Below are 17,980 nucleotides of genomic sequence, written 5' to 3' on the forward strand. Positions count from 1 at the left end.
GTGCCGCGTCAGCGGAAGGCGCGGTTGACGGCGGAGACGATCGCCTTCAGGGAGGCGCGGGTGGTGTTGGGGTCGATGCCGATGCCCCACAGCACCTTGCCGTCGATGGCGCACTCGATGTACGAGGCGGCCTGCGCGGAGGCGCCCTCGCTCATGGTGTGCTCCTGATAGTCCAGCAGCCTGGCGTCGATGCCGATGCCCTCCAGCGCGTCGAAGAACGCGGAGATCGGGCCGTTGCCGCTGCCGGTCAGCACGGTGTCGGTGCCGTCGACGGCCGCCTCGACGGTGAGGGTGTCCACGCCGTCGGTGTCGGTGGTGGTCTGGCCGTTGCGGACCTGGACGCGGCCCCAGGGGTTTTCGGGGTTGGGCAGGTACTCGTCGCGGAAGGTCTCCCAGATCTGCGCCGGGGTGATCTCGCCGCCGTCGGCGTCGGTCCTGGCCTGGATGATCTTCGAGAACTCGATCTGCATCCGGCGCGGCAGGTCCAGCTTGTGTTCGTTCTTCAGGACGTAGGAGACGCCGCCCTTGCCGGACTGGGAGTTGACGCGGATGACCGCCTCGTAGGAGCGGCCCACGTCCTTGGGGTCGATGGGCAGGTACGGCACCGCCCACTCGATCTCCTCCACCGGCTTGCCGGCCGCGGCCGCGTCGGCCTCCATGGCCTCGAAGCCCTTCTTGATGGCGTCCTGGTGGGAGCCGGAGAAGGCGGTGTAGACCAGATCTCCCGCGTACGGATGGCGCGGGTGGATCTCCATCTGGTTGCAGTACTCGGCGGTGCGGCGGATCTCGTCGATCCGGCTGAAGTCGATCTGCGGGTCGATGCCCTGGCTGAACAGGTTCATCCCCAGCGTGACCAGGTCCACGTTGCCGGTGCGCTCGCCCTGCCCGAACAGGCAGCCCTCGACCCGGTCGGCGCCGGCCATCACGGCCAGCTCGGCGGCGGCCACGGCGGTCCCGCGGTCGTTGTGCGGGTGGGTGGACAGGCAGACGAACTCGCGCCGCGACAGGTTCCGCGACATCCACTCGAAGCGGTCGGCGTGAGTGGAGGGCGTGGAGCGCTCGACGGTGGCGGGCAGGTTCAGGATGATCTCGCGGCCCTCCTCGGGCTGCCAGACGTCCATGACCGACTCGCAGACCTCCAGGGCGAAGTCCAGCTCGGTGTCGGTGAAGATCTCCGGGCTGTACTGGTAGCCGAAGACCGTCTCGTCGCCCAGGATCTTCTCGGCGTACTCGACCACCAGACGGGTGCCGTCCACGGCGATCTGGCGGATGTCGTCCCTGGAGCCGCGGAAGACCACGCGGCGGAAGACCGGGGCGGTGGCGTTGTACAGGTGGACCGTGGCCCGGTGGGCGCCGGCCAGGGACTGCACGGTGCGCTCGATCAGGTCCTCGCGGGCCTGGGTCAGCACCGAGATCGTCACGTCCTCGGGGACGGCGCCCTCTTCGATGATGGAGCGCACGAAGTCGAAGTCGGTCTGGCCGGAGGAGGGGAAGCCGACCTCGATCTCCTTGTAGCCCATGCGGACCAGCAGGTCGAACATCTCGCGCTTGCGGGCGGGCGACATCGGGTCGATCAGCGCCTGGTTGCCGTCGCGCAGGTCGGTGGACAGCCAGCGGGGGGCCTTGGTGATCCGCTTGCCGGGCCAGGTGCGGTCGGGCAGCTCGACGGCCTCGTAGCCGTGGTAGCGGTGGATCGGCATGCCCGAGGGCTTCTGGGCCACCGTGGCGGCGGTGACGGGCGTGGGGCGGCCTACGCGGGAGGAATCACTGCTCATGTGGACTGGGCTCCTGTGGAGGGCGATGGGCTTCGAAGCGCTTTCCGAACGCTTTCGAAGGGGCCGACGACGGCATCACCGAACTCCGCGGGGAGGGGGTCGGCCGTATGACTACAGGCCCTCGCCGCGGCAGCTAAGGAGAAGCAGCCCAAAACGCATGATGCGATTCAGCGTAACCGAGGCGGACGGTGCGTGGCGGCGCGTATCAGTATGCGAGAACTCACATGGGTGAGCACGGCTTTCGCGGACCGGCCCCCGCACCGCGCCGAGGCGGGGTGCGGGGGCCGGGTCGTACGGCGTACGGCGGCCTGCGGGCGCGCCCTCCTCCGGGAGCGGCTAGAAGCCGAGCCTGCGCAGCTGCTTGGGGTCGCGCTGCCAGTCCTTGGCGACTTTGACGTGCAAGTCGAGGTAGACGGGGGTGCCCAGCAGCGCCTCGATCTGCTTGCGGGACTTGGTGCCGACCTCCTTGAGCCGGCTGCCCTTGGGGCCGATGACGATGCCCTTCTGGCTGGGGCGCTCGATGAAGACGTTGGCGTGGACGTCCAGCAGCGGCCGGTCCGCCGGGCGCCCCTCGCGCGGCGTCATCTCCTCGACCACCACGGCGATGGAGTGCGGCAGCTCGTCGCGCACCCCCTCCAGCGCCGCCTCGCGGATCAGCTCGGCGACCATGACCTGCTCGGGCTCGTCGGTGAGGTCGCCGTCCGGGTAGAGCTGCGGGCCCTCGGGCAGGAGGGGGACGAGCAGGTCGGCCAGCAGGCCCACCTGGTCGCCCGCGGTGGCGGAGACGGGGACGATCTCGGCCCACTCGATGCCCAGTTCCTTGCCGAGCCGGTCGACGGCCACGAGCTGCTCGGCCAGTGCCCTGGAGTCCACCAGGTCGGTCTTGGTGACGATCGCGACCTTCGGGGTGCGCTTCAGCGCCGCCAGCTCGCCCGCGATGAAGCGGTCGCCGGGGCCGATCCTCTGGTCGGCCGGCAGGCAGAAGCCGATCACGTCGACCTCGGCCCAGGTGGTGCGCACCACGTCGTTGAGGCGCTCGCCCAGCAGGGTGCGCGGCTTGTGCAGGCCGGGGGTGTCCACCAGGACGAGCTGCGCGTCGGGGCGGTGGACGATGCCGCGCACGGTGTGGCGGGTGGTCTGCGGGCGGTTGGAGGTGATCGCGACCTTCGTCCCCACCAGGGCGTTGGTGAGGGTCGACTTGCCCGCGTTGGGGCGGCCGACGAAGCAGGCGAAGCCCGCGCGGTGCGGTGCGGACTCCGCCTGCTGCTCGGGCCGGGAAGAGGGGGAACGGTCGCTCATGGTGGCCATTCTCCCCGATTCGCGGGGTGCCCCCGCACCGGCCGCCCCGCCCCCCGCCCGGCCGTTCAGCCCACGGTGACGGTGGAGCGGACCGCGCCGTCGGGGCCGGCCAGCAGTACCGGGGTGGCGGGGCCGCCCAGCTCGTGGACGGCGGCGAGGTCGGCGGAGGGCACGGCGGGCGCCTCGGAGACCACGGCCGCGGCCTCCAGGGACTTGGCTCCGGACGCCACCGCCATCGCGACGGCCGTCTGCAGCGCGCTCAGCCGGAGCGACTTCAGGGCGACGGTTCCGGCCACGTACGTGCGCCCGGTCTCGTCGCGCACCGCCGCGCCCTCGGGCACGGCGTTGCGGGCCCGCGCGCTGCGGGCGAGGGTGACGATCTTGCGGTCTTCGGGATCCAGGTCGGCGGCTTCGCTCATGCGGGTGAGCATATGTGTTCACCGCGCGAAGGGGCGGCCCGGTCCGGGAACGGGCGCCCCGCCGGCCGCCCGCGCCCGCCGCCCTTGGGTCGGCGGCCGTCAGCCGCCGGTCCCGGCCGCCTCGTCCTCCGGCTCCGGCTCGAAGGCGCGGACCGGCTCGACCAGGACCGTGACGATGCGGTTGCGGCGGCCGGCCGGGGACTCGGCGGTGAGCCGCAGGCCGCGCAGCGCCGGCTCGCCCAGGTGGTCGGTGTGGTGGCCGCCGCGCCCCTCGGGCAGCTCCACCGTCGCGGCGGCGCCCGCGATGGGGACGCGGCCCAGGAGCTTGGCCAGCAGCCCGCCGACCGTCTCCACGTCCTCGTCCTCCAGGTCCAGGCCGTACAGCTCGCCCAGGTCGCCCAGGTCCAGGCGGGCGGTGACCCGGTGGCGGCCCTCTCCCAGGTCCTCGACGGGCGGCAGCTCCCGGTCGTACTCGTCGGTGATCTCGCCGACGATCTCCTCCAGGATGTCCTCGATGGTGACGATCCCGGCGGTGCCGCCGTACTCGTCGACCACGACGGCGACGTGGTTGCGGTCCTTCTGCATCTCGCGCAGCAGGTCGCCGGCGTTCTTGGTGTCGGGGACGAAGACGGCCTGCCGCATCGCCGTGGAGACCAGGTCGTTCTCGGTCTCGCGGTTGATGTGGACCTTCCGGGAGAGGTCCTTGAGGTAGACGATGCCGACGATGTCGTCCTCGTTCTCGCCGGTCACCGGGATGCGGGAGAAGCCCGAGCGCAGGGCCAGGGTGAGCGCCTGGCGGATGGTCTTGAACCGCTCGATGGAGACCAGTTCGGTGCGCGGCACCATCACCTCGCGCACCAGGGTGTCGCCCAGTTCGAAGACCGAGTGCACCATGCGGCGCTCCTCGTCCTCGATCAGCGCCTCCCGCCCGGCCAGGTCCACCATGGCCCGCAGTTCGGCCTCGGTGGCGAACGGGCCCTTGCGGAAGCCCTTGCCCGGGGTCAGGGCGTTGCCCAGGAGGATCAGCAGCTGCGGCAGCGGGCCGAGCACACGGGCCAGCGGCAGCAGCACGTACGCGGCGGCCGTGGCGGTGTTCAGCGGGTGCTGGCGGCCGATGGTGCGCGGCGAGACCCCGACGGCGACGTAGGAGACGAGCACCATCGCGCCGCCGGCCGCCGCCAGCGCCTGCCAGGTGACCTCGAAGGTGTGCAGGAAGCCGTAGGTGACCAGGACTCCGGCCGACATCTCGGCGGTCACGCGCAGCAGCAGGGCGAGGTTGAGGTACCGGGTGGGGTCGGCCGCGACGGCGGCCAGCTTGTCACCGCCGCGCCGCCCGGAACGTACGGCCTCCTCGGCGCGGTAGCTGGTGGTGCTGGCCAGGCCGGCCTCGGCGCAGGCGGCCAGCCAGGCGAGGCCGACCAGCAGGACCGCCGCGGCGATCAGCGGAGTGCTCATGTCGTCGTCGGGGCCGGGGAGGGCCCCTCCATGCCGCGCTCGGCGCGCCAGCCGTCGACGATCGCCGTCTGGAGACCGAACATCTCGGTCCGCTCGCCGGGCGTCTCGTGGTCGTAGCCGAGCAGGTGGAGCACCCCGTGGACGGTGAGCATCTGCAGCTCCTCGTCCATGGAGTGCTTCGTCGGGGCGTCGGCGCCCTGCTTCTCGGCGACGTCGGGGCAGAGCACGATGTCGCCGAGGAGGCCCTGGGGGGGCTCGTCGCCGTCCTTGGAGGGCGGGCGCAGCTCGTCCATGGGGAAGGACATCACGTCGGTCGGGCCGGGGAGGTCCATCCACTGCTTGTGGAGCTGCTCCATGGCGTCGGTGTCGACGGCGATCACCGACAGCTCCGACAGCGGGTGGATGCGCATCCGGGCGAGGGCGTAGCGGGCGATGTCGAGGATCGCCCGCTCGTCGATCTCGCGGCCGGACTCGTTGTTGACGTCGATCGACATGTGGATGGCGGTTGCTTTCCGTTACTTTCGGTCACTGCCGTCGGTGGTGCCGTGGCTGTCGTCGTAGCGCTGGTAGGCGTCGACGATACGGCCGACCAGCTTGTGCCGCACGACGTCGGTGCTGGTGAGCCGCGAGAAGTGGACGTCCTCCACGCCCTCGAGGATCTCCTGCACCTGGCGCAGGCCGCTCCTGGTGCCGCCGGGCAGGTCGACCTGGGTGACGTCGCCGGTGATCACGATCTTGGAGTCGAAGCCGAGCCGGGTGAGGAACATCTTCATCTGCTCGGGATTGGTGTTCTGCGCCTCGTCCAGGATGATGAAGGCGTCGTTGAGCGTCCGGCCGCGCATGTACGCCAGCGGCGCGACCTCGATCGTCCCGGCGGCCATCAGGCGCGGGATCGAGTCGGGGTCGAGCATGTCGTGCAGCGCGTCGTACAGCGGCCGCAGATACGGGTCGATCTTCTCGTAGAGGGTGCCGGGCAGGAAGCCCAGCCGCTCCCCCGCCTCGACGGCGGGCCGGGTCAGGATGATGCGGGTGACCTGCTTGGACTGCAGGGCCTGCACCGCCTTGGCCATGGCGAGGTAGGTCTTGCCGGTGCCCGCCGGGCCGATGCCGAAGACGACGGTGTGCTTGTCGATCGCGTCCACGTAGCGCTTCTGGTTGAGCGTCTTGGGGCGGATCGTGCGGCCGCGGTTGGACAGGATGTTCTGCGTGAGCACCTCGGCGGGTGTCTCCTCGGCGCCGCCGTCCGCGTCGCGGAGCATGGCGATCGATCGTTCCACCGCGTCCTCCGTCAGCGGCTGGCCGGTGCGCAGCACCAGCATCATCTCGTCGAAGAGCCGCTGGACGAGTTCGACCTCCGCCGCCTCGCCGGTCGCGGTGATCTCGTTCCCGCGTACATGGATGTCCGTCGACGGGAAGGACTTCTCGATCACGCGGAGGAGGGAGTCGCCGGAACCCAGCACCGTCACCATCGGGTGCTTGGCCGGGACGGTGAAACGGGCACTCGCTTGGGTGGACCGTGCCTGGTCCGTCTGTGTCTGAGTCATGGGCCGGCTCTGTGGCCTGCGCGTCCCTCTCTGTCGCTGCTGTGCCGCCGGTCTGTCGCCGCCGCGCGCCTGGACCTCCAGGGTACGACGTGGCGCTGACAGGTCAGTAGCGATTTGCATGCCCGGCTCCGCGGGCGGATGCCGCGGAGCCGGGTCAGGGCAGGCGGAAGCCGATGGTCGGCACCGCGCGGCGCAGCGGCCACGGCCGGGCGCAGCCGGGCAGCAGGGCCTCCAGGAAGCCGTAGCGGCTCAGGGCGGCCGGATCCTGTTCGTCGAAGTCGCGTACGCGCTGCCACCAGGCGGCGATCTCGGCCCAGCCCGGCGCGGACAGCGAACCGCCGAACTCCTGTACCGACAGGGCGGCGGTGAGGACGGCGAAGGCCAGCCGGTCGGCCAGCGGCCAGCCGGCCAGGCTGCCGGTGACGAAGCCGGCCACGAACACGTCCCCGGCGCCGGTGGGGTCCAGTGCCTCCACCGAGATGGCGGGCACCTCGGCGGTCTCGCCCGTGGCGCCGTCCACCGCGACGGCGCCCTCGGCCCCCATGGTCACCACGGCCAGCGGCACCCTCTCGGCCAGGCGGCGGGCGGCGGCGCGGGGGCAGTCGGCGCGGGTGTAGCGCATCGCCTCCTGGGCGTTGGGCAGGAACGCCTCGCAGTGCTCCAGGTCGGCGAGGTCGTCCGGGTCCCAGCGGCCGGTCTCGTCCCAGCCGATGTCGGCGAAGACCCGGCTGCCGGACCGGGCCGCCCGCGCGATCCACTCCTGGCGCCTGCCGGGCCGGAGGGAGGCGACGCAGGCGCGGGCGGCGGGCGGGTCGCCGGGTGCGGGCTCCTCGGGCCGGGGGGCCTCGTGCCCGTGGGAGACCATCGTCCGCTCGCCCTCGTAGGCCATCGAGACGGTGACCGGCGAGTGCCAGCCGGGTGCGGTGCGCGACAGCGACAGGTCGATGCCCTCGCCCTTCTCCAGCGCCTCCCAGCAGTACTCGCCGTACATGTCGTCGCCGAAGGCGGCGGCGAGCGAGGTGCGCAGGCCGAGCCGGGCCAGGGCGGTGGCCATGTTGGCGACGCCGCCGGGGCTCGACCCCATGCCCCGCGCCCAGGACTCGGTGCCGCGCACCGGCGCCGAGTCCAGGCCTGTGAAGACGATGTCCAGGAAGACCGTCCCGGTCAGGTAGACGTCGCAGGGCGGGTCGTCGGGGGTGCGGAGCGCGGCGAGCGGGTCGAGCATGCGGCCAGTGTGCACGATCGGCGCGGTGGGCCGGCCGCGAGTTGCGTACGGCGTCACCAGCGCGGTACGGAGGGGGTTTCCCACTCCGGGTCGGCCCGGCGCATGGCGGCGGCGTCGTCCCGGTCGCGCATCGGGCCGTCGTCGGCCAGCCACCGGCGGTGGAGGGCGTCGAGGCGCTCGCGGTCGAGGGTGACGCCCAGGCCGGGGGCGTCGGGGACGGTGACGGCGCCTCCGCGGAGGGCGATGCGCTCGGTGAGCACGTCCTCGGTCTGCCAGGGGTAGTGGGTGTCGCAGGCGTGCTCCAGGCCGGGGACGGTGGCGGCGACATGGGTCATGGCGGCGAGGCTGACGCCCAGGTGGGTGTTGGAGTGCATGGACACCCCGACGCCGAAGGCGCGGCAGATCGCGGCCAGTTGCTGGGTGTTGCGCAGCCCTCCCCAGTAGTGGTGGTCGCTGAGCAGTACCTGGACGGCGCCGGTGGTGAACGCCTCGGCGATCTCCGGGAAGGTGGTCACACACATGTTGGTGGCCAGCGGCAGCCCTCCGGCCCGTGCGGCGACCTCGGCCATCGCGGGCGTGCCGGTGACCGGGTCCTCCAGGTACTCCAGCACGTCGCGCAGTTCGTCCGCGACCTTCAGAGAGGTCTCCACCGACCAGGCGCCGTTGGGGTCCAGGCGCAGAGGGCTGCCGGGGAACGCCTCCGCCAGTGCCCGGACGGCGGCGGTCTCCTCCTCGGGCGGGAAGACCCCGCCCTTGAGCTTGAAGGAGCCGAAGCCGTGGTCGGCCGCGAGACGGCGGGCCTGGGCGACGATCCCGGCCGGGTCGAGGGCGGCGCCCCAGTCGTCGCCGGCAGTGCCTCGGCCGCCGCTGCCGCCCGCCGCGCCGCCGGGGTGCTCGGCCCAGCGGTAGAACAGGTAGGCGCTGTACTCGACCCGGTCGCGCACCTTCCCGCCGAGCAGGGCGTGCACGGGCATCCCCAGTGCCTTGCCCAGGGCGTCCAGGCAGGCCACCTCGAAGCCGGAGACGACGGACAGCCGCAGCTTGCCGGCGGTCTGGACGCCGCGCAGTCCGCCGACGTCCACCGAGCCGTCCGTCCGGTGGCCGTCCAGGGGGAGTCCGCCGGCGAGGGCGAGCAGCCCGTTCAGGTCGCTGACCGGATGTCCGGGCAGCCGCCGGGCGAGGGAGCGTGCCAGGTCCAGGTACTTGGTGTCGCCGTAGGTCTCCCCGACCCCGGTGACGCCTCCGGCCGTGACCACCTCGACGATCAGGCGCGGGGTGTGGGGCTGGTGGACGCCCTGGGTGTTGAGCAGGGGCGGGTCGGCGACGAGGATCGGGGTCAGGCGCACCTCGGTGACGGTCAGGTCCTTCATCGGCGGCTCCTGCCGGGTCGGGGCCGGCGGCGCCGGGCTCCCGGATCACGGAGCAGCCCCGCCACCAACATGTTCTCCTATGTGAACCCTGTCCATGTGCGGAGACGGAGACTAGGTACGGCGGAGGAGGGCGTCAAGGGCGCCCGTACGTTTTCGGAAAGGGGCGCGCGGCGGCGCGGCCGGAAGCGGGCCGGGCGGGCGCCGGGGAGGGGGAGGGTGCGGGCGGAGAGGGTGCGCGGGCGGCGGTCAGCGCCGCCGGGGCATCGGCACCCGCATCAGGTCCTCGGCCACGGTCAGCTCCCCGGCGAACCCCGCCTCCCGGGCCTGGGCGGCGAACCGGGCCGGGTCGTCGTAGCGCTGCGAGAAGTGCGTGAGCACCAGGTGCCGAACCCCCGCCCGCACCGCGACGGAGGCCGCCTGGCCCGCCGTGAGGTGGCCGTACTCCTGCGCCAGCGCCTCCTCCTCGTCGAGGAAGGTGGCCTCGATGACCAGCATGTCGCAGCCCTCGGCGAGGGCGTGCACGCCCTCGCACAGCCGGGTGTCCATCACGAAGGCGAAGCTCTGCCCTGGACGGGTCTCGCTCACCTCGTCGAGCGTGACCCCGCGCAGCTCGCCCTCGCGCTGGATGCGGCCGACGTCCGGGCCGAGGATGCCGTGGGCGGCGAGCCGCTCGGGCAGCATCCGGCGCCCGTCGGGCTCGACCAGGCGGTAGCCGTAGGACTCCACCGGATGGGACAGGCGCCGGGCCTGGAGCGTGTACGCGGCGGTGGCGGCCAGCGTGCCGTCGGCGCCGACCGGCTCCTCGCGCAGCTCGGCCGTCTCGCGGTAGGCGGTGGCGTACCGAAGGCGGTCGAAGAAGCGCTGCCCGCTCGCCGGGTAGTGCGCCGTGACCGGGTGCGGCACCCGGTCGAGGTTGATGCGCTGGATGACCCCGGCCAGGCCCAGGCTGTGGTCGCCGTGGAAGTGGGTGACGCACAGCCGGGTGAGGTCGTGGGCGGCCACGCCCGCGCGGAGCATCTGGCGCTGGGTGCCCTCGCCGGGGTCGAACAGCAGCGCCTCGCCGTCCCAGCGCAGCACATAGCCGTTGTGGTTGCGCCGGCGGGTTGGCACCTGGCTGGCGGTGCCCAGCACGACCAGTTCGCGTACGGACAACGGGCTTACCCGGGGGGCCAGTTCAGACCGCGTCCGCCCAGGACGTGGGCGTGCGCGTGCCAGACGGTCTGCCCGGCGCCCGCACCGGTGTTGAACACGATCCGGTATCCGACGGTGGCGCCCCCGGGCGGGGCGATGTTCTCCTGCTCGGCGACCTCGCCCGCCGCGCGCAACACGTCGGCGGCCAGCTGCGGGGCGGCGGCGGCCAGCGCCGCGGCGTCGGGGTGGTGCTCCTTGGGGATCACCAGCACATGGGTGGGCGCCTGCGGGTTGATGTCCCGGAAGGCGAGCGTGGTGTCGGTCTCGTGGACGATCGTCGCCGGAACGTCCCCCGCGACGATCTTGCAGAACAGGCAGTCCGCCTGCGGTTCCTCCGCCACGGTGGCGCCTCCCGCTGTGAGGTGGGTCGATCGGTGGTCACGCAGCGCCGATCGTACCCCGGCCCCGGCGCGGGTGATCAGGACCAGCGGCCGGTGCGTCCCAGCAGCAGCGCCGCCGCCGCCGTGCCCGCCGTGGAGGTGCGCAGCACGCTCGGGCCCAGCCGGTACGGGCGCGCGCCCGCCCGCGCGAACGCCTCCAGCTCCTCCGGGGCGACCCCGCCCTCCGGGCCGACGACGAGCACCAGCTCGCCCTCGTCCGGCAGCCCGGCGGTCGCCAGCGGCAGCGAACCCTCCTCGTGGAGGACCGCGGCGAAGGCGGCGGACGACAGCAGCGGGAGCAGCTGCCGGGTGGTCGCCGGCTCGGCGACCTCCGGGAAGCGCAGCCGGCGCGACTGCTTGCCGGCCTCGCGCGCGGTGGAACGCCACTTGCGCAGCGCCTTCTGCCCGCGCTCGCCCCGCCACTGCGTGACGCAGCGCGAAGCGGACCAGGGCACGATCGCGTCCACGCCCGTCTCCGTCATCGTCTCCACGGCCAGCTCGCCGCGGTCGCCCTTGGGCAGGGCCTGGACGACGGTGATCCGCGGGCGCGGCTCCGGCTCGGTGCGCACCTCGGTGACGGCGACCTCCAGCCGGTCCTTCCCCTCGACCGCCGCGACGGTGCCGAAGGCCCCGGTGCCGGCCCCGTCGGTGAGGACGACCTCCTCACCCGCGCGCAGCCGCCGTACCGCGACGGCGTGCCGGCCCTCGGGCCCCTCCAGCGCCAGCACGGCGCCGGGGGCGGCACCGGCCAGGGCGGCGGTCTCGGCCAGGAAGACGGGGGCGGTCACACCGGCCGCCCGGCGGGGTGCGCCGGCCCGGTGGCCGGGGTGATCAGCTCGGTGGGCATGACGGCATCCTGCCACGCCCGCCGTGGACGGCCCCCGGACCCCCGGCCGACCCGCCCCAGCACCGCCTGAGCACCGTCTCAGCGACCGTTGAACGCATCCTTCAACCGCGAGAACAACCCCTGCTGCCCCGGCTGGAACTGGCCCGTGGGCCGCTCCTCGCCCCGCAGCTTGGCCAGGCGGCGCAGCAGCTCCTCCTGCTCCGGGTCCAGCTTGTTCGGCGTCTGGACCTCCACATGGACGATCAGATCACCGCGGCCGCCGCCGCGCAGATGCGTCACGCCGCGCTGGTGGAGCGGGACCGACTGGCCGGACTGGGTGCCGGGCCGGATGTCGACCTCCTCCAGGCCGTCCAGCGTCTCCAGCGGGACCTTGGTGCCCAGCGCCGCCGCCGTCATGGGGATGGTGACCGTGCAGTGCAGGTCGTCGCCGCGCCGCTGGAAGACCGGGTGCGGCACCTCGTGGATCTCGACGTACAGGTCGCCCGCCGGGCCGCCGCCCGGGCCGACCTCGCCCTCGCCGGCGAGCTGGATGCGGGTGCCGTTGTCGACGCCGGCCGGGATCTTCACCGTCAGGTTGCGCCGCGAGCGCACCCGGCCGTCACCGGCGCACTCCGGGCAGGGGGTGGGCACGACCGTGCCGAAGCCCTGGCACTGCGGGCAGGGACGAGAGGTCATGACCTGCCCCAGGAAGGACCGGGTGACCTGCGAGACCTCTCCGCGGCCGCGGCACATGTCGCAGGTCTGCGCGGAGGTGCCCGGGGCCGCCCCCTCGCCGCTGCACGTGGTGCAGACGACCGCCGTGTCCACCTGGATGTCCTTGGTGGTGCCGAAGGCCGCCTCGTCCAGCTCGATGTCGAGCCGGATCATGGCGTCCTGGCCGCGCCGGGTGCGGGACCTCGGCCCGCGCTGGGAGGCGGCGCCGAAGAAGGCGTCCATGATGTCGGAGAAGTTCCCGAAGCCCCCGCCGAAGCCGCCGCCCCGGCCCGCGCCGCCCGTGGGGTCGCCGCCGAGGTCGTACATCTGCTTCTTCTGCGGGTCGGAGAGCACCTCGTAGGCGGTGTTGATCTCCTTGAACCGCTCCTGCGTCTTCGGGTCCGGGTTGACGTCAGGGTGCAGTTCGCGCGCGAGCCTGCGGAAGGCCTTCTTGATCTCGTCCTGCGAGGCATCGCGCTGTACGCCCAGGACCGCGTAGTAGTCGGTTGCCACTTACGACTCCGCGAGGATCTGTCCGACGTAACGTGCCACTGCGCGTACCGCTCCCATCGTTCCGGGGTAGTCCATGCGGGTCGGCCCGACCACACCGAGCTTGGCGACCGCCTCGTCTCCCGAACCGTAACCGACCGAGACGACCGACGTGGACGTCAGCCCCTCGTGAACATTCTCATGACCGATTCGCACCGTCATGCCCGGATCCTTCGCCTCCCCCAGCAGCTTGAGCAGGACGACCTGCTCCTCCAGAGCTTCCAGCACCGGCCGGATGGTCAGCGGGAAGTCGTGCACGAAGCGGGTGAGATTGGCGGTGCCGCCGATCATCAGCCGCTCCTCGGTCTCCTCCACCAGAGTCTCCAGGAGGGTGGCGAGCACCGTCGAGACCGTGCCGCGGTCCTCGGCGTCGAAGGACTCCGGCAGGTCCTGCACCAGCCTGGGCACCTCCGAGAAGCGCTCGCCGACCACCCGGCTGTTGAGCCGGGCGCGCAGATCGGCCAGGGACGACTCCGAGATGGGGGCGGGGCAGTCCACCATGCGCTGCTCGACCCGCCCGGTGTCCGTGATCAGCACGAGCATCAGACGCGCGGGGGCCAGGAGCAGCAGCTCGACGTGGCGGACGGTCGAGCGGGTCAGCGAGGGGTACTGGACGACGGCGACCTGGCGGGTGAGCTGGGCCAGCAGCCGTACGGTGCGGCTGACGACGTCGTCGAGGTCGACGGCGTCCTCCAGGAAGTTCTGGATCGCCCGGCGCTCCGGCTTGGACAGCGGCTTGACGCCCGCCAGCCTGTCGACGAACAGGCGGTACCCCTTGTCGGTGGGAACTCGGCCCGCGCTGGTGTGCGGCTGGGCGATGTACCCCTCGTCCTCCAGGGCCGCCATGTCGTTGCGCACGGTGGCCGGGGAGACCTGGAGGTTGTGCCGCTCGGTCAGCGCCTTGGAGCCCACCGGCTCCTGCGTGCCCACGTAGTCCTGGACGATGGCGCGCAGGACTTCGAGTCTGCGTTCGCTGAGCATCTGGGCGCACCTCCCGTCCGGCCGTCTCTTTCCGGTCCTCTTTCCCTGGCGTTCTCTGGCACTCTCAGCCGGTGAGTGCCAGTCACCCTGTGCCAGTGTACGGCCGGTGACCGTGGCCAGGGCAAGGGCGGGCGCCGACCGGGAGGGCGATCCCCGCCACATCCCGGCGGGCACCGCCCGCGTGATGGCGCTAGCGTCGCGGTATGGAGACGGATTGGGAAGAGCTGTCGCCTGGAGTCGTACGCCGCCGCATGCCCGGCTGGGACGAGACGGTCGGGGCCGTGGCGGGCGAGTCGGGGATGCTGGTGGTCGACACGGGCGCGACGCTGGGTGACGGCGCGCGCGTCCGGCGGTACCTGCACGAGCGCTTCGGACTGCCGGTGACCCATGTGGCGCTGACCCATCCGCACTTCGACCACGTCCTGGGCGCCTCGGCCTTCGCCGGGGTGGAGGTCTACGGGGCGGTGGGGATCGAGGACCTGCTGGTCCACTCGAAGGACGAGTTGCGCCAGGACGCCGTGCGGCACGGCGTGGACCCGCGGGAGGCGGCCGAGGCGGTCGACGTACTCGTCCACCCGCACCACCGGGTAGCCGGCGAGCTGACCGTCCAGCTGGGCGGCCGGGAGGCGCTCCTGGCCAACGTCGGTCCGGCGCACACCGCCCACGACCTGGCGGTCGTGGTCCCCGGCGCCCTGGGCGGGCCGGACGTGGTCTTCTGCGGCGATCTGGTGGAGGAGTCCGGCGAGCCGCAGGCGGGCCCGGACTCCCACCCCGTCCACTGGCCGGCCGCGCTGGACCGGCTGCTCGCCCTGGGCGGCGAGGACGCGCGGTACGTGCCGGGCCACGGGGCGGTGGTGGACGCCGCCTTCGTCCGCGCCCAGCGTGACGGGCTGGCGGAGCGCTTCGGCACCGTCTGACGGGTGCCCCGGCGGGTTTCGCGGCGGGGCTCCGACCCAGGTTTCACAGCGGAGATCACGTAACACAATGACCGCATGCGCAGCAGACAGTACGGCCCCGACCTGACCCCTCCGTGGAAGCGGACCTCGCGGAACCACAGGCCCGCGCCCGAGGTGCCCGCCGAACCGGATCTGGTGGTGGAGGAGGTCACGACCGGCTTCTGCGGGGCCGTGGTGCGCTGCGAGAGGACGGCGCAGGGGTTCACCGTCACGCTGGAGGACCGCTTCGGCAGACACCGGGTCTTCCCGATGGAGCCGCGCGGTTTCCTGCTGGAGGGGAAGACCGTCACCCTCGTCCGGCCCCGGGCGGCGGCCCCGCCCGCCCCGAAGGCGTCCCGGCGCACGGCCTCGGGGTCGGTGGCGGTGCCGGGCGCCCGCGCGCGGGTGGCGCGGGCGGGGCGCATCTACGTCGAGGGGCGCCACGACGCGGAGCTGGTGGAGAAGGTCTGGGGCGACGACCTGCGGATCGAGGGCGTGGTCGTGGAGTACCTGGAGGGCGTGGACGACCTCCCGGCGGTCGTGGAGGCCTTCGGCCCCACTCCCGAGGCCCGGCTGGGCGTGCTGGTGGACCATCTGGTGCCCGGCTCCAAGGAGTCCCGGATCGCCGCCGAGGTAACCGATGAGAACGTGCTGGTCGTCGGCCATCCGTACATCGACGTCTGGGAGGCGGTGAAGCCGTCCGCCCTGGGCATCGGCGCCTGGCCCCGGGTGCCGCGCGGCCAGGACTGGAAGACGGGGGTGTGCCGGGCGCTGGGCTGGCCGGAGAACACCGGCGCGGCGTGGAAGCGGATCCTGGGGAGCGTGCGCGACTACACGGATCTGGAGCCGGGGCTGCTCGGCCCGGTCGAGCGGCTGATCGACCACGTCACGGTGGGCTCACCGGCGGGCGGGCCCGACGGGCGGTGAGCTCCGGGGCCGGTGCGCCATCCGCCCGCCCGGCCCTCCGCCCTCCGGCCCGGCCTGCCGCGGGCCGCCGGGGCGCGGCCCGGTTCGGAACGGGTGCGGGACAATGGACCCCATGCCTTCCGCACTGCCCGACGGCGAGCCCGTCCCCGCCGACGGTTCCCTGCCCGCGCACGCCCTGGCGGACGCCGCACGGCGCCCCCTCGGCTTCTACCTGCACGTGCCGTACTGCGCGACGCGCTGCGGCTACTGCGACTTCAACACCTACACCGCGAGCGAGCTGCGCGGCTCCGGCGGCGCGCTCGCCTCCCGGGAGAACTACGCACAGACGCTGGCCGAGGAGGTGCGGCTGGCCCGCAAGGTGCTCGGCGACGATCCCCGGCCGGTTCGGACGGTCTTCGTCGGCGGCGGCACCCCCACCCTGCTGCCCGCCGCCGACCTGGGGCGGATGCTGGCGGTGATCCGCGAGGAGTTCGGGCTGGCCGAAGGCGCCGAGGTCACCACGGAGGCCAATCCGGAGTCCGTCGGTCCGGCGTACCTGGCCGGACTGCGCGAGGCGGGCTTCAACCGGATCTCCTTCGGCATGCAGAGCGCCCGGCGCCATGTGCTGGCCGTGCTGGACCGCACCCACACCCCGGGCCGTCCCGAGGCGTGCGTGGCCGAGGCCCGCGCGGCGGGTTTCGAGCACGTCAACCTGGACCTGATCTACGGCACCCCGGGCGAGAGCGACGACGACTGGCGGGCCTCGCTGGAGGCCGCCCTCGGCGCCGGGCCCGACCACGTCTCGGCGTACGCGCTGATCGTGGAGGACGGCACGCGGCTGGCCTCCCGCATCCGGCGCGGCGAGGTGCCGATGACGGACGACGACGTGCACGCCGACCGCTACCTGATCGCCGAGGAGATGCTGTCGGCTGCCGGTCTTCACTGGTACGAGGTGTCGAACTGGGCGGTGACGGAGGCCGCCCGCTGCCGCCACAACGAGCTGTACTGGACGGGCGCCGACTGGTGGGGCGCCGGTCCGGGGGCGCACAGCCACGTCGGCGGGGTGCGCTGGTGGAACGCCAAGCACCCCGGCGCGTACGCCCAGGCGCTCGCCGAGGGCCGTTCACCGGGCGTGGGCCGCGAGGTGCTGGACGACGGGGACCGGCGCGTGGAGCGGATCCTGCTGGAGCTGCGGCTGGTGGACGGCGTACCGCTGGACGTCCTGGCCCCGGCCGGGGCGCGCGCCGCCGAGCGGGCGCTGGCGGACGGGCTGCTGCGCCCGGAGGCGTACGAGCGCGGGCGCGCGGCGCTGACCCTGCGCGGCCGGCTGCTGGCCGACGCGGTCGTCCGCGACCTGGTGGACTAGGCGGGCGCCTCCGCTCCACCGCACGGAACGGTGCCGCACGGAACACGCCGGATCTCCGCAGGGATCGGGCCGCCGTGCCGACCGGGTGCCAACTTGCCTCGCCGAGGGGGCAGTCGGGTTACGTTGTGCGACGACCATCGCCGTGATTCGCGACAGGAGGCACCTCCCGTGAGCGACCACCCGCCCGTACCCGAACCGCAGGCGCCGCCGGTGATCGACACCACGGTGTCGCACGTGGCCCGGATCTGGAACTACTGGCTGGGAGGGAAGGACAACTACGAGGTCGACCGCGCGGTCGGCGACCAGATCACGGCGATCCTCCCCGACGTGCCCCGGCTGGCCCGCGCCTCCCGGGCCCTCCTCGGCCGGGCCGTGCGGTACCTGGTCACCGAGGCCGGCGTCCGCCAGTTCCTGGACATCGGCACCGGGCTGCCCACCGTGGACAACACCCACGATATCGCGCAGCGGCTGGCCCCCGAGTCGCGCGTCGTCTACGTCGACAACGACCCCCTGGTACTGGCCCACGCCCGCGCCCTGCTCACCAGCTCGCCCGAGGGCACGACCGAGTACATCCACGCCGATCTGCGCGACCCCGAGACGATCATCCGGCGCGCCGCGTCGGCGCTGGACCTCACCCGGCCCGTCGCCCTGCTGCTGATGGGCATCATGGAGTTCGTCACCGACGACGACGAGGCGTACGGCATCGTGCGCCGGCTGATGGCCGCCCTGCCGCAGGGCAGCCATCTGGTGCTGTACGACGGCACCAACGTCATCCACGGCGAGCGGTCGGACAGGATCGTGGAGGTGTGGAACTCCTCCGGCAACGCACCGCTCGTCCTGCGCGGCCCCGAGCGGATCGCCGCCTTCTTCGACGGCCTGGAACTGGTGGAGCCCGGGGTGGTGTCGTGCAACCGCTGGCGGCCCGACCTCGCGCGGGAAGGCCGGCCCGGGGAGGACGAGGAGGAGGTCGACGCCTTCTGCGGTGTGGGGCGCAAGCCCTAGGCCCACGGCCCGCACGGAGCCCGGGGGGAGAAGGCCGGAAGGG

17 protein-coding genes are annotated in these 17,980 nt (G+C 73.0%); 4 read left to right on the forward strand and 13 right to left on the reverse strand.

The features are described 5' to 3' along the window. Window positions 1-8: 8 nt before the first annotated feature. The 13 genes from leuA to hrcA all read right to left on the reverse strand — a co-directional run bounded on the left by leuA (window position 9) and on the right by hrcA (window position 13,728). Entirely contained in the window at window positions 9-1,775 is a 1,767-nt protein-coding gene (gene leuA, locus ACW69E_RS00305; RefSeq protein ID WP_457496140.1) for a 2-isopropylmalate synthase, read from the reverse strand. Window positions 1,776-2,111: 336 nt separating this feature from the next. Continuing rightward, the gene (era, locus tag ACW69E_RS00310) at window positions 2,112-3,083 is read right to left on the reverse strand and encodes a GTPase Era (protein ID WP_457496141.1); all 972 of its coding nucleotides are present in this window, start codon (window positions 3,081-3,083) and stop codon (window positions 2,112-2,114) included. Between the two features lie 56 nt (window positions 3,084-3,139). Then, entirely contained in the window at window positions 3,140-3,505 is a 366-nt protein-coding gene (locus tag ACW69E_RS00315; RefSeq protein ID WP_457496142.1) for a cytidine deaminase, read from the reverse strand. An 87-nt stretch (window positions 3,506-3,592) separates the two neighbouring features. Next, window positions 3,593-4,948, reverse strand: coding sequence for a hemolysin family protein (locus ACW69E_RS00320; protein WP_457496143.1), 1,356 nt, complete (start codon window positions 4,946-4,948; stop codon window positions 3,593-3,595). Next, window positions 4,945-5,442: an rRNA maturation RNase YbeY gene (gene ybeY / locus ACW69E_RS00325; RefSeq protein ID WP_457496144.1), complete on the reverse strand. Its 498-nt coding sequence runs from the start codon at window positions 5,440-5,442 to the stop codon at window positions 4,945-4,947. The genes ACW69E_RS00320 and ybeY overlap by 4 nt, the downstream gene beginning before the upstream one ends. 21 nt (window positions 5,443-5,463) lie before the next feature. Beyond that, window positions 5,464-6,492, reverse strand: coding sequence for a PhoH family protein (locus tag ACW69E_RS00330; protein WP_237881369.1), 1,029 nt, complete (start codon window positions 6,490-6,492; stop codon window positions 5,464-5,466). Between the two features lie 154 nt (window positions 6,493-6,646). Further along, a complete protein-coding gene (locus ACW69E_RS00335; RefSeq protein WP_457496145.1) occupies window positions 6,647-7,717 on the reverse strand; it encodes a PfkB family carbohydrate kinase in 1,071 nt (356 codons plus the stop codon). A 53-nt stretch (window positions 7,718-7,770) separates the two neighbouring features. Beyond that, a complete protein-coding gene (locus ACW69E_RS00340) occupies window positions 7,771-9,087 on the reverse strand; it encodes a glucarate dehydratase family protein (RefSeq protein ID WP_457496146.1) in 1,317 nt (438 codons plus the stop codon). Window positions 9,088-9,333: 246 nt separating this feature from the next. Then, window positions 9,334-10,239, reverse strand: coding sequence for a ribonuclease Z (locus ACW69E_RS00345; protein ID WP_457496147.1), 906 nt, complete (start codon window positions 10,237-10,239; stop codon window positions 9,334-9,336). Between the two features lie 5 nt (window positions 10,240-10,244). Next, window positions 10,245-10,619 carry a histidine triad nucleotide-binding protein gene (locus tag ACW69E_RS00350; RefSeq protein WP_206351173.1) on the reverse strand — a complete coding sequence of 125 codons (375 nt, stop codon included), beginning with the start codon at window positions 10,617-10,619 and terminating at the stop codon, window positions 10,245-10,247. 77 nt (window positions 10,620-10,696) lie between these two features. Beyond that, window positions 10,697-11,446, reverse strand: coding sequence for a 16S rRNA (uracil(1498)-N(3))-methyltransferase (locus tag ACW69E_RS00355; RefSeq protein WP_457496148.1), 750 nt, complete (start codon window positions 11,444-11,446; stop codon window positions 10,697-10,699). A gap of 137 nt (window positions 11,447-11,583) precedes the next feature. Continuing rightward, window positions 11,584-12,711, reverse strand: a complete 1,128-nt coding sequence (gene dnaJ / locus ACW69E_RS00360) for a molecular chaperone DnaJ (RefSeq protein ID WP_093849068.1) — start codon at window positions 12,709-12,711, stop codon at window positions 11,584-11,586. Then, a complete protein-coding gene (gene hrcA / locus ACW69E_RS00365; RefSeq protein ID WP_101254251.1) occupies window positions 12,712-13,728 on the reverse strand; it encodes a heat-inducible transcriptional repressor HrcA in 1,017 nt (338 codons plus the stop codon). 203 nt (window positions 13,729-13,931) lie between these two features. Here hrcA and ACW69E_RS00370 point away from each other — a divergent pair, with 203 nt between their 5' ends. The 4 genes from ACW69E_RS00370 (at window position 13,932) to ACW69E_RS00385 (ending at window position 17,937) form a co-directional block, all read left to right on the forward strand. Continuing rightward, a complete protein-coding gene (locus ACW69E_RS00370; protein WP_457496149.1) occupies window positions 13,932-14,645 on the forward strand; it encodes an MBL fold metallo-hydrolase in 714 nt (237 codons plus the stop codon). 75 nt (window positions 14,646-14,720) lie between these two features. Next, window positions 14,721-15,590, forward strand: a complete 870-nt coding sequence (locus ACW69E_RS00375; protein ID WP_457496150.1) for a DUF3097 domain-containing protein — start codon at window positions 14,721-14,723, stop codon at window positions 15,588-15,590. 112 nt (window positions 15,591-15,702) lie between these two features. Further along, window positions 15,703-16,935 (forward strand): radical SAM family heme chaperone HemW, encoded by a 1,233-nt coding sequence (gene hemW / locus ACW69E_RS00380; RefSeq protein WP_457496151.1) that lies wholly within the window; start codon window positions 15,703-15,705, stop codon window positions 16,933-16,935. 168 nt (window positions 16,936-17,103) lie between these two features. Then, entirely contained in the window at window positions 17,104-17,937 is an 834-nt protein-coding gene (locus ACW69E_RS00385; RefSeq protein ID WP_457496152.1) for an SAM-dependent methyltransferase, read from the forward strand. The last annotated feature ends 43 nt before the right edge of the window (window positions 17,938-17,980 follow it).

This window comes from Streptomyces sp. SS8 (assembly GCF_054072955.1).

Bases quoted from the DNA above. Each gene is read 5' to 3' on its own strand.
- leuA (WP_457496140.1), bottom strand. From the start codon at position 1,775: ATGAGCAGTGATTCCTCCCGCGTAGGCCGCCCCACGCCCGTCACCGCC.
- era (WP_457496141.1), bottom strand. From the start codon at position 3,083: ATGGCCACCATGAGCGACCGTTCCCCCTCTTCCCGGCCCGAGCAGCAG.
- ACW69E_RS00315 (WP_457496142.1), bottom strand. From the start codon at position 3,505: ATGCTCACCCGCATGAGCGAAGCCGCCGACCTGGATCCCGAAGACCGC.
- ACW69E_RS00320 (WP_457496143.1), bottom strand. From the start codon at position 4,948: ATGAGCACTCCGCTGATCGCCGCGGCGGTCCTGCTGGTCGGCCTCGCC.
- ybeY (WP_457496144.1), bottom strand. From the start codon at position 5,442: ATGTCGATCGACGTCAACAACGAGTCCGGCCGCGAGATCGACGAGCGG.
- ACW69E_RS00330 (WP_237881369.1), bottom strand. From the start codon at position 6,492: ATGACTCAGACACAGACGGACCAGGCACGGTCCACCCAAGCGAGTGCC.
- ACW69E_RS00335 (WP_457496145.1), bottom strand. From the start codon at position 7,717: ATGCTCGACCCGCTCGCCGCGCTCCGCACCCCCGACGACCCGCCCTGC.
- ACW69E_RS00340 (WP_457496146.1), bottom strand. From the start codon at position 9,087: ATGAAGGACCTGACCGTCACCGAGGTGCGCCTGACCCCGATCCTCGTC.
- hrcA (WP_101254251.1), bottom strand. From the start codon at position 13,728: ATGCTCAGCGAACGCAGACTCGAAGTCCTGCGCGCCATCGTCCAGGAC.
- ACW69E_RS00370 (WP_457496149.1), top strand. From the start codon at position 13,932: ATGGAGACGGATTGGGAAGAGCTGTCGCCTGGAGTCGTACGCCGCCGC.
- ACW69E_RS00375 (WP_457496150.1), top strand. From the start codon at position 14,721: ATGCGCAGCAGACAGTACGGCCCCGACCTGACCCCTCCGTGGAAGCGG.
- hemW (WP_457496151.1), top strand. From the start codon at position 15,703: ATGCCTTCCGCACTGCCCGACGGCGAGCCCGTCCCCGCCGACGGTTCC.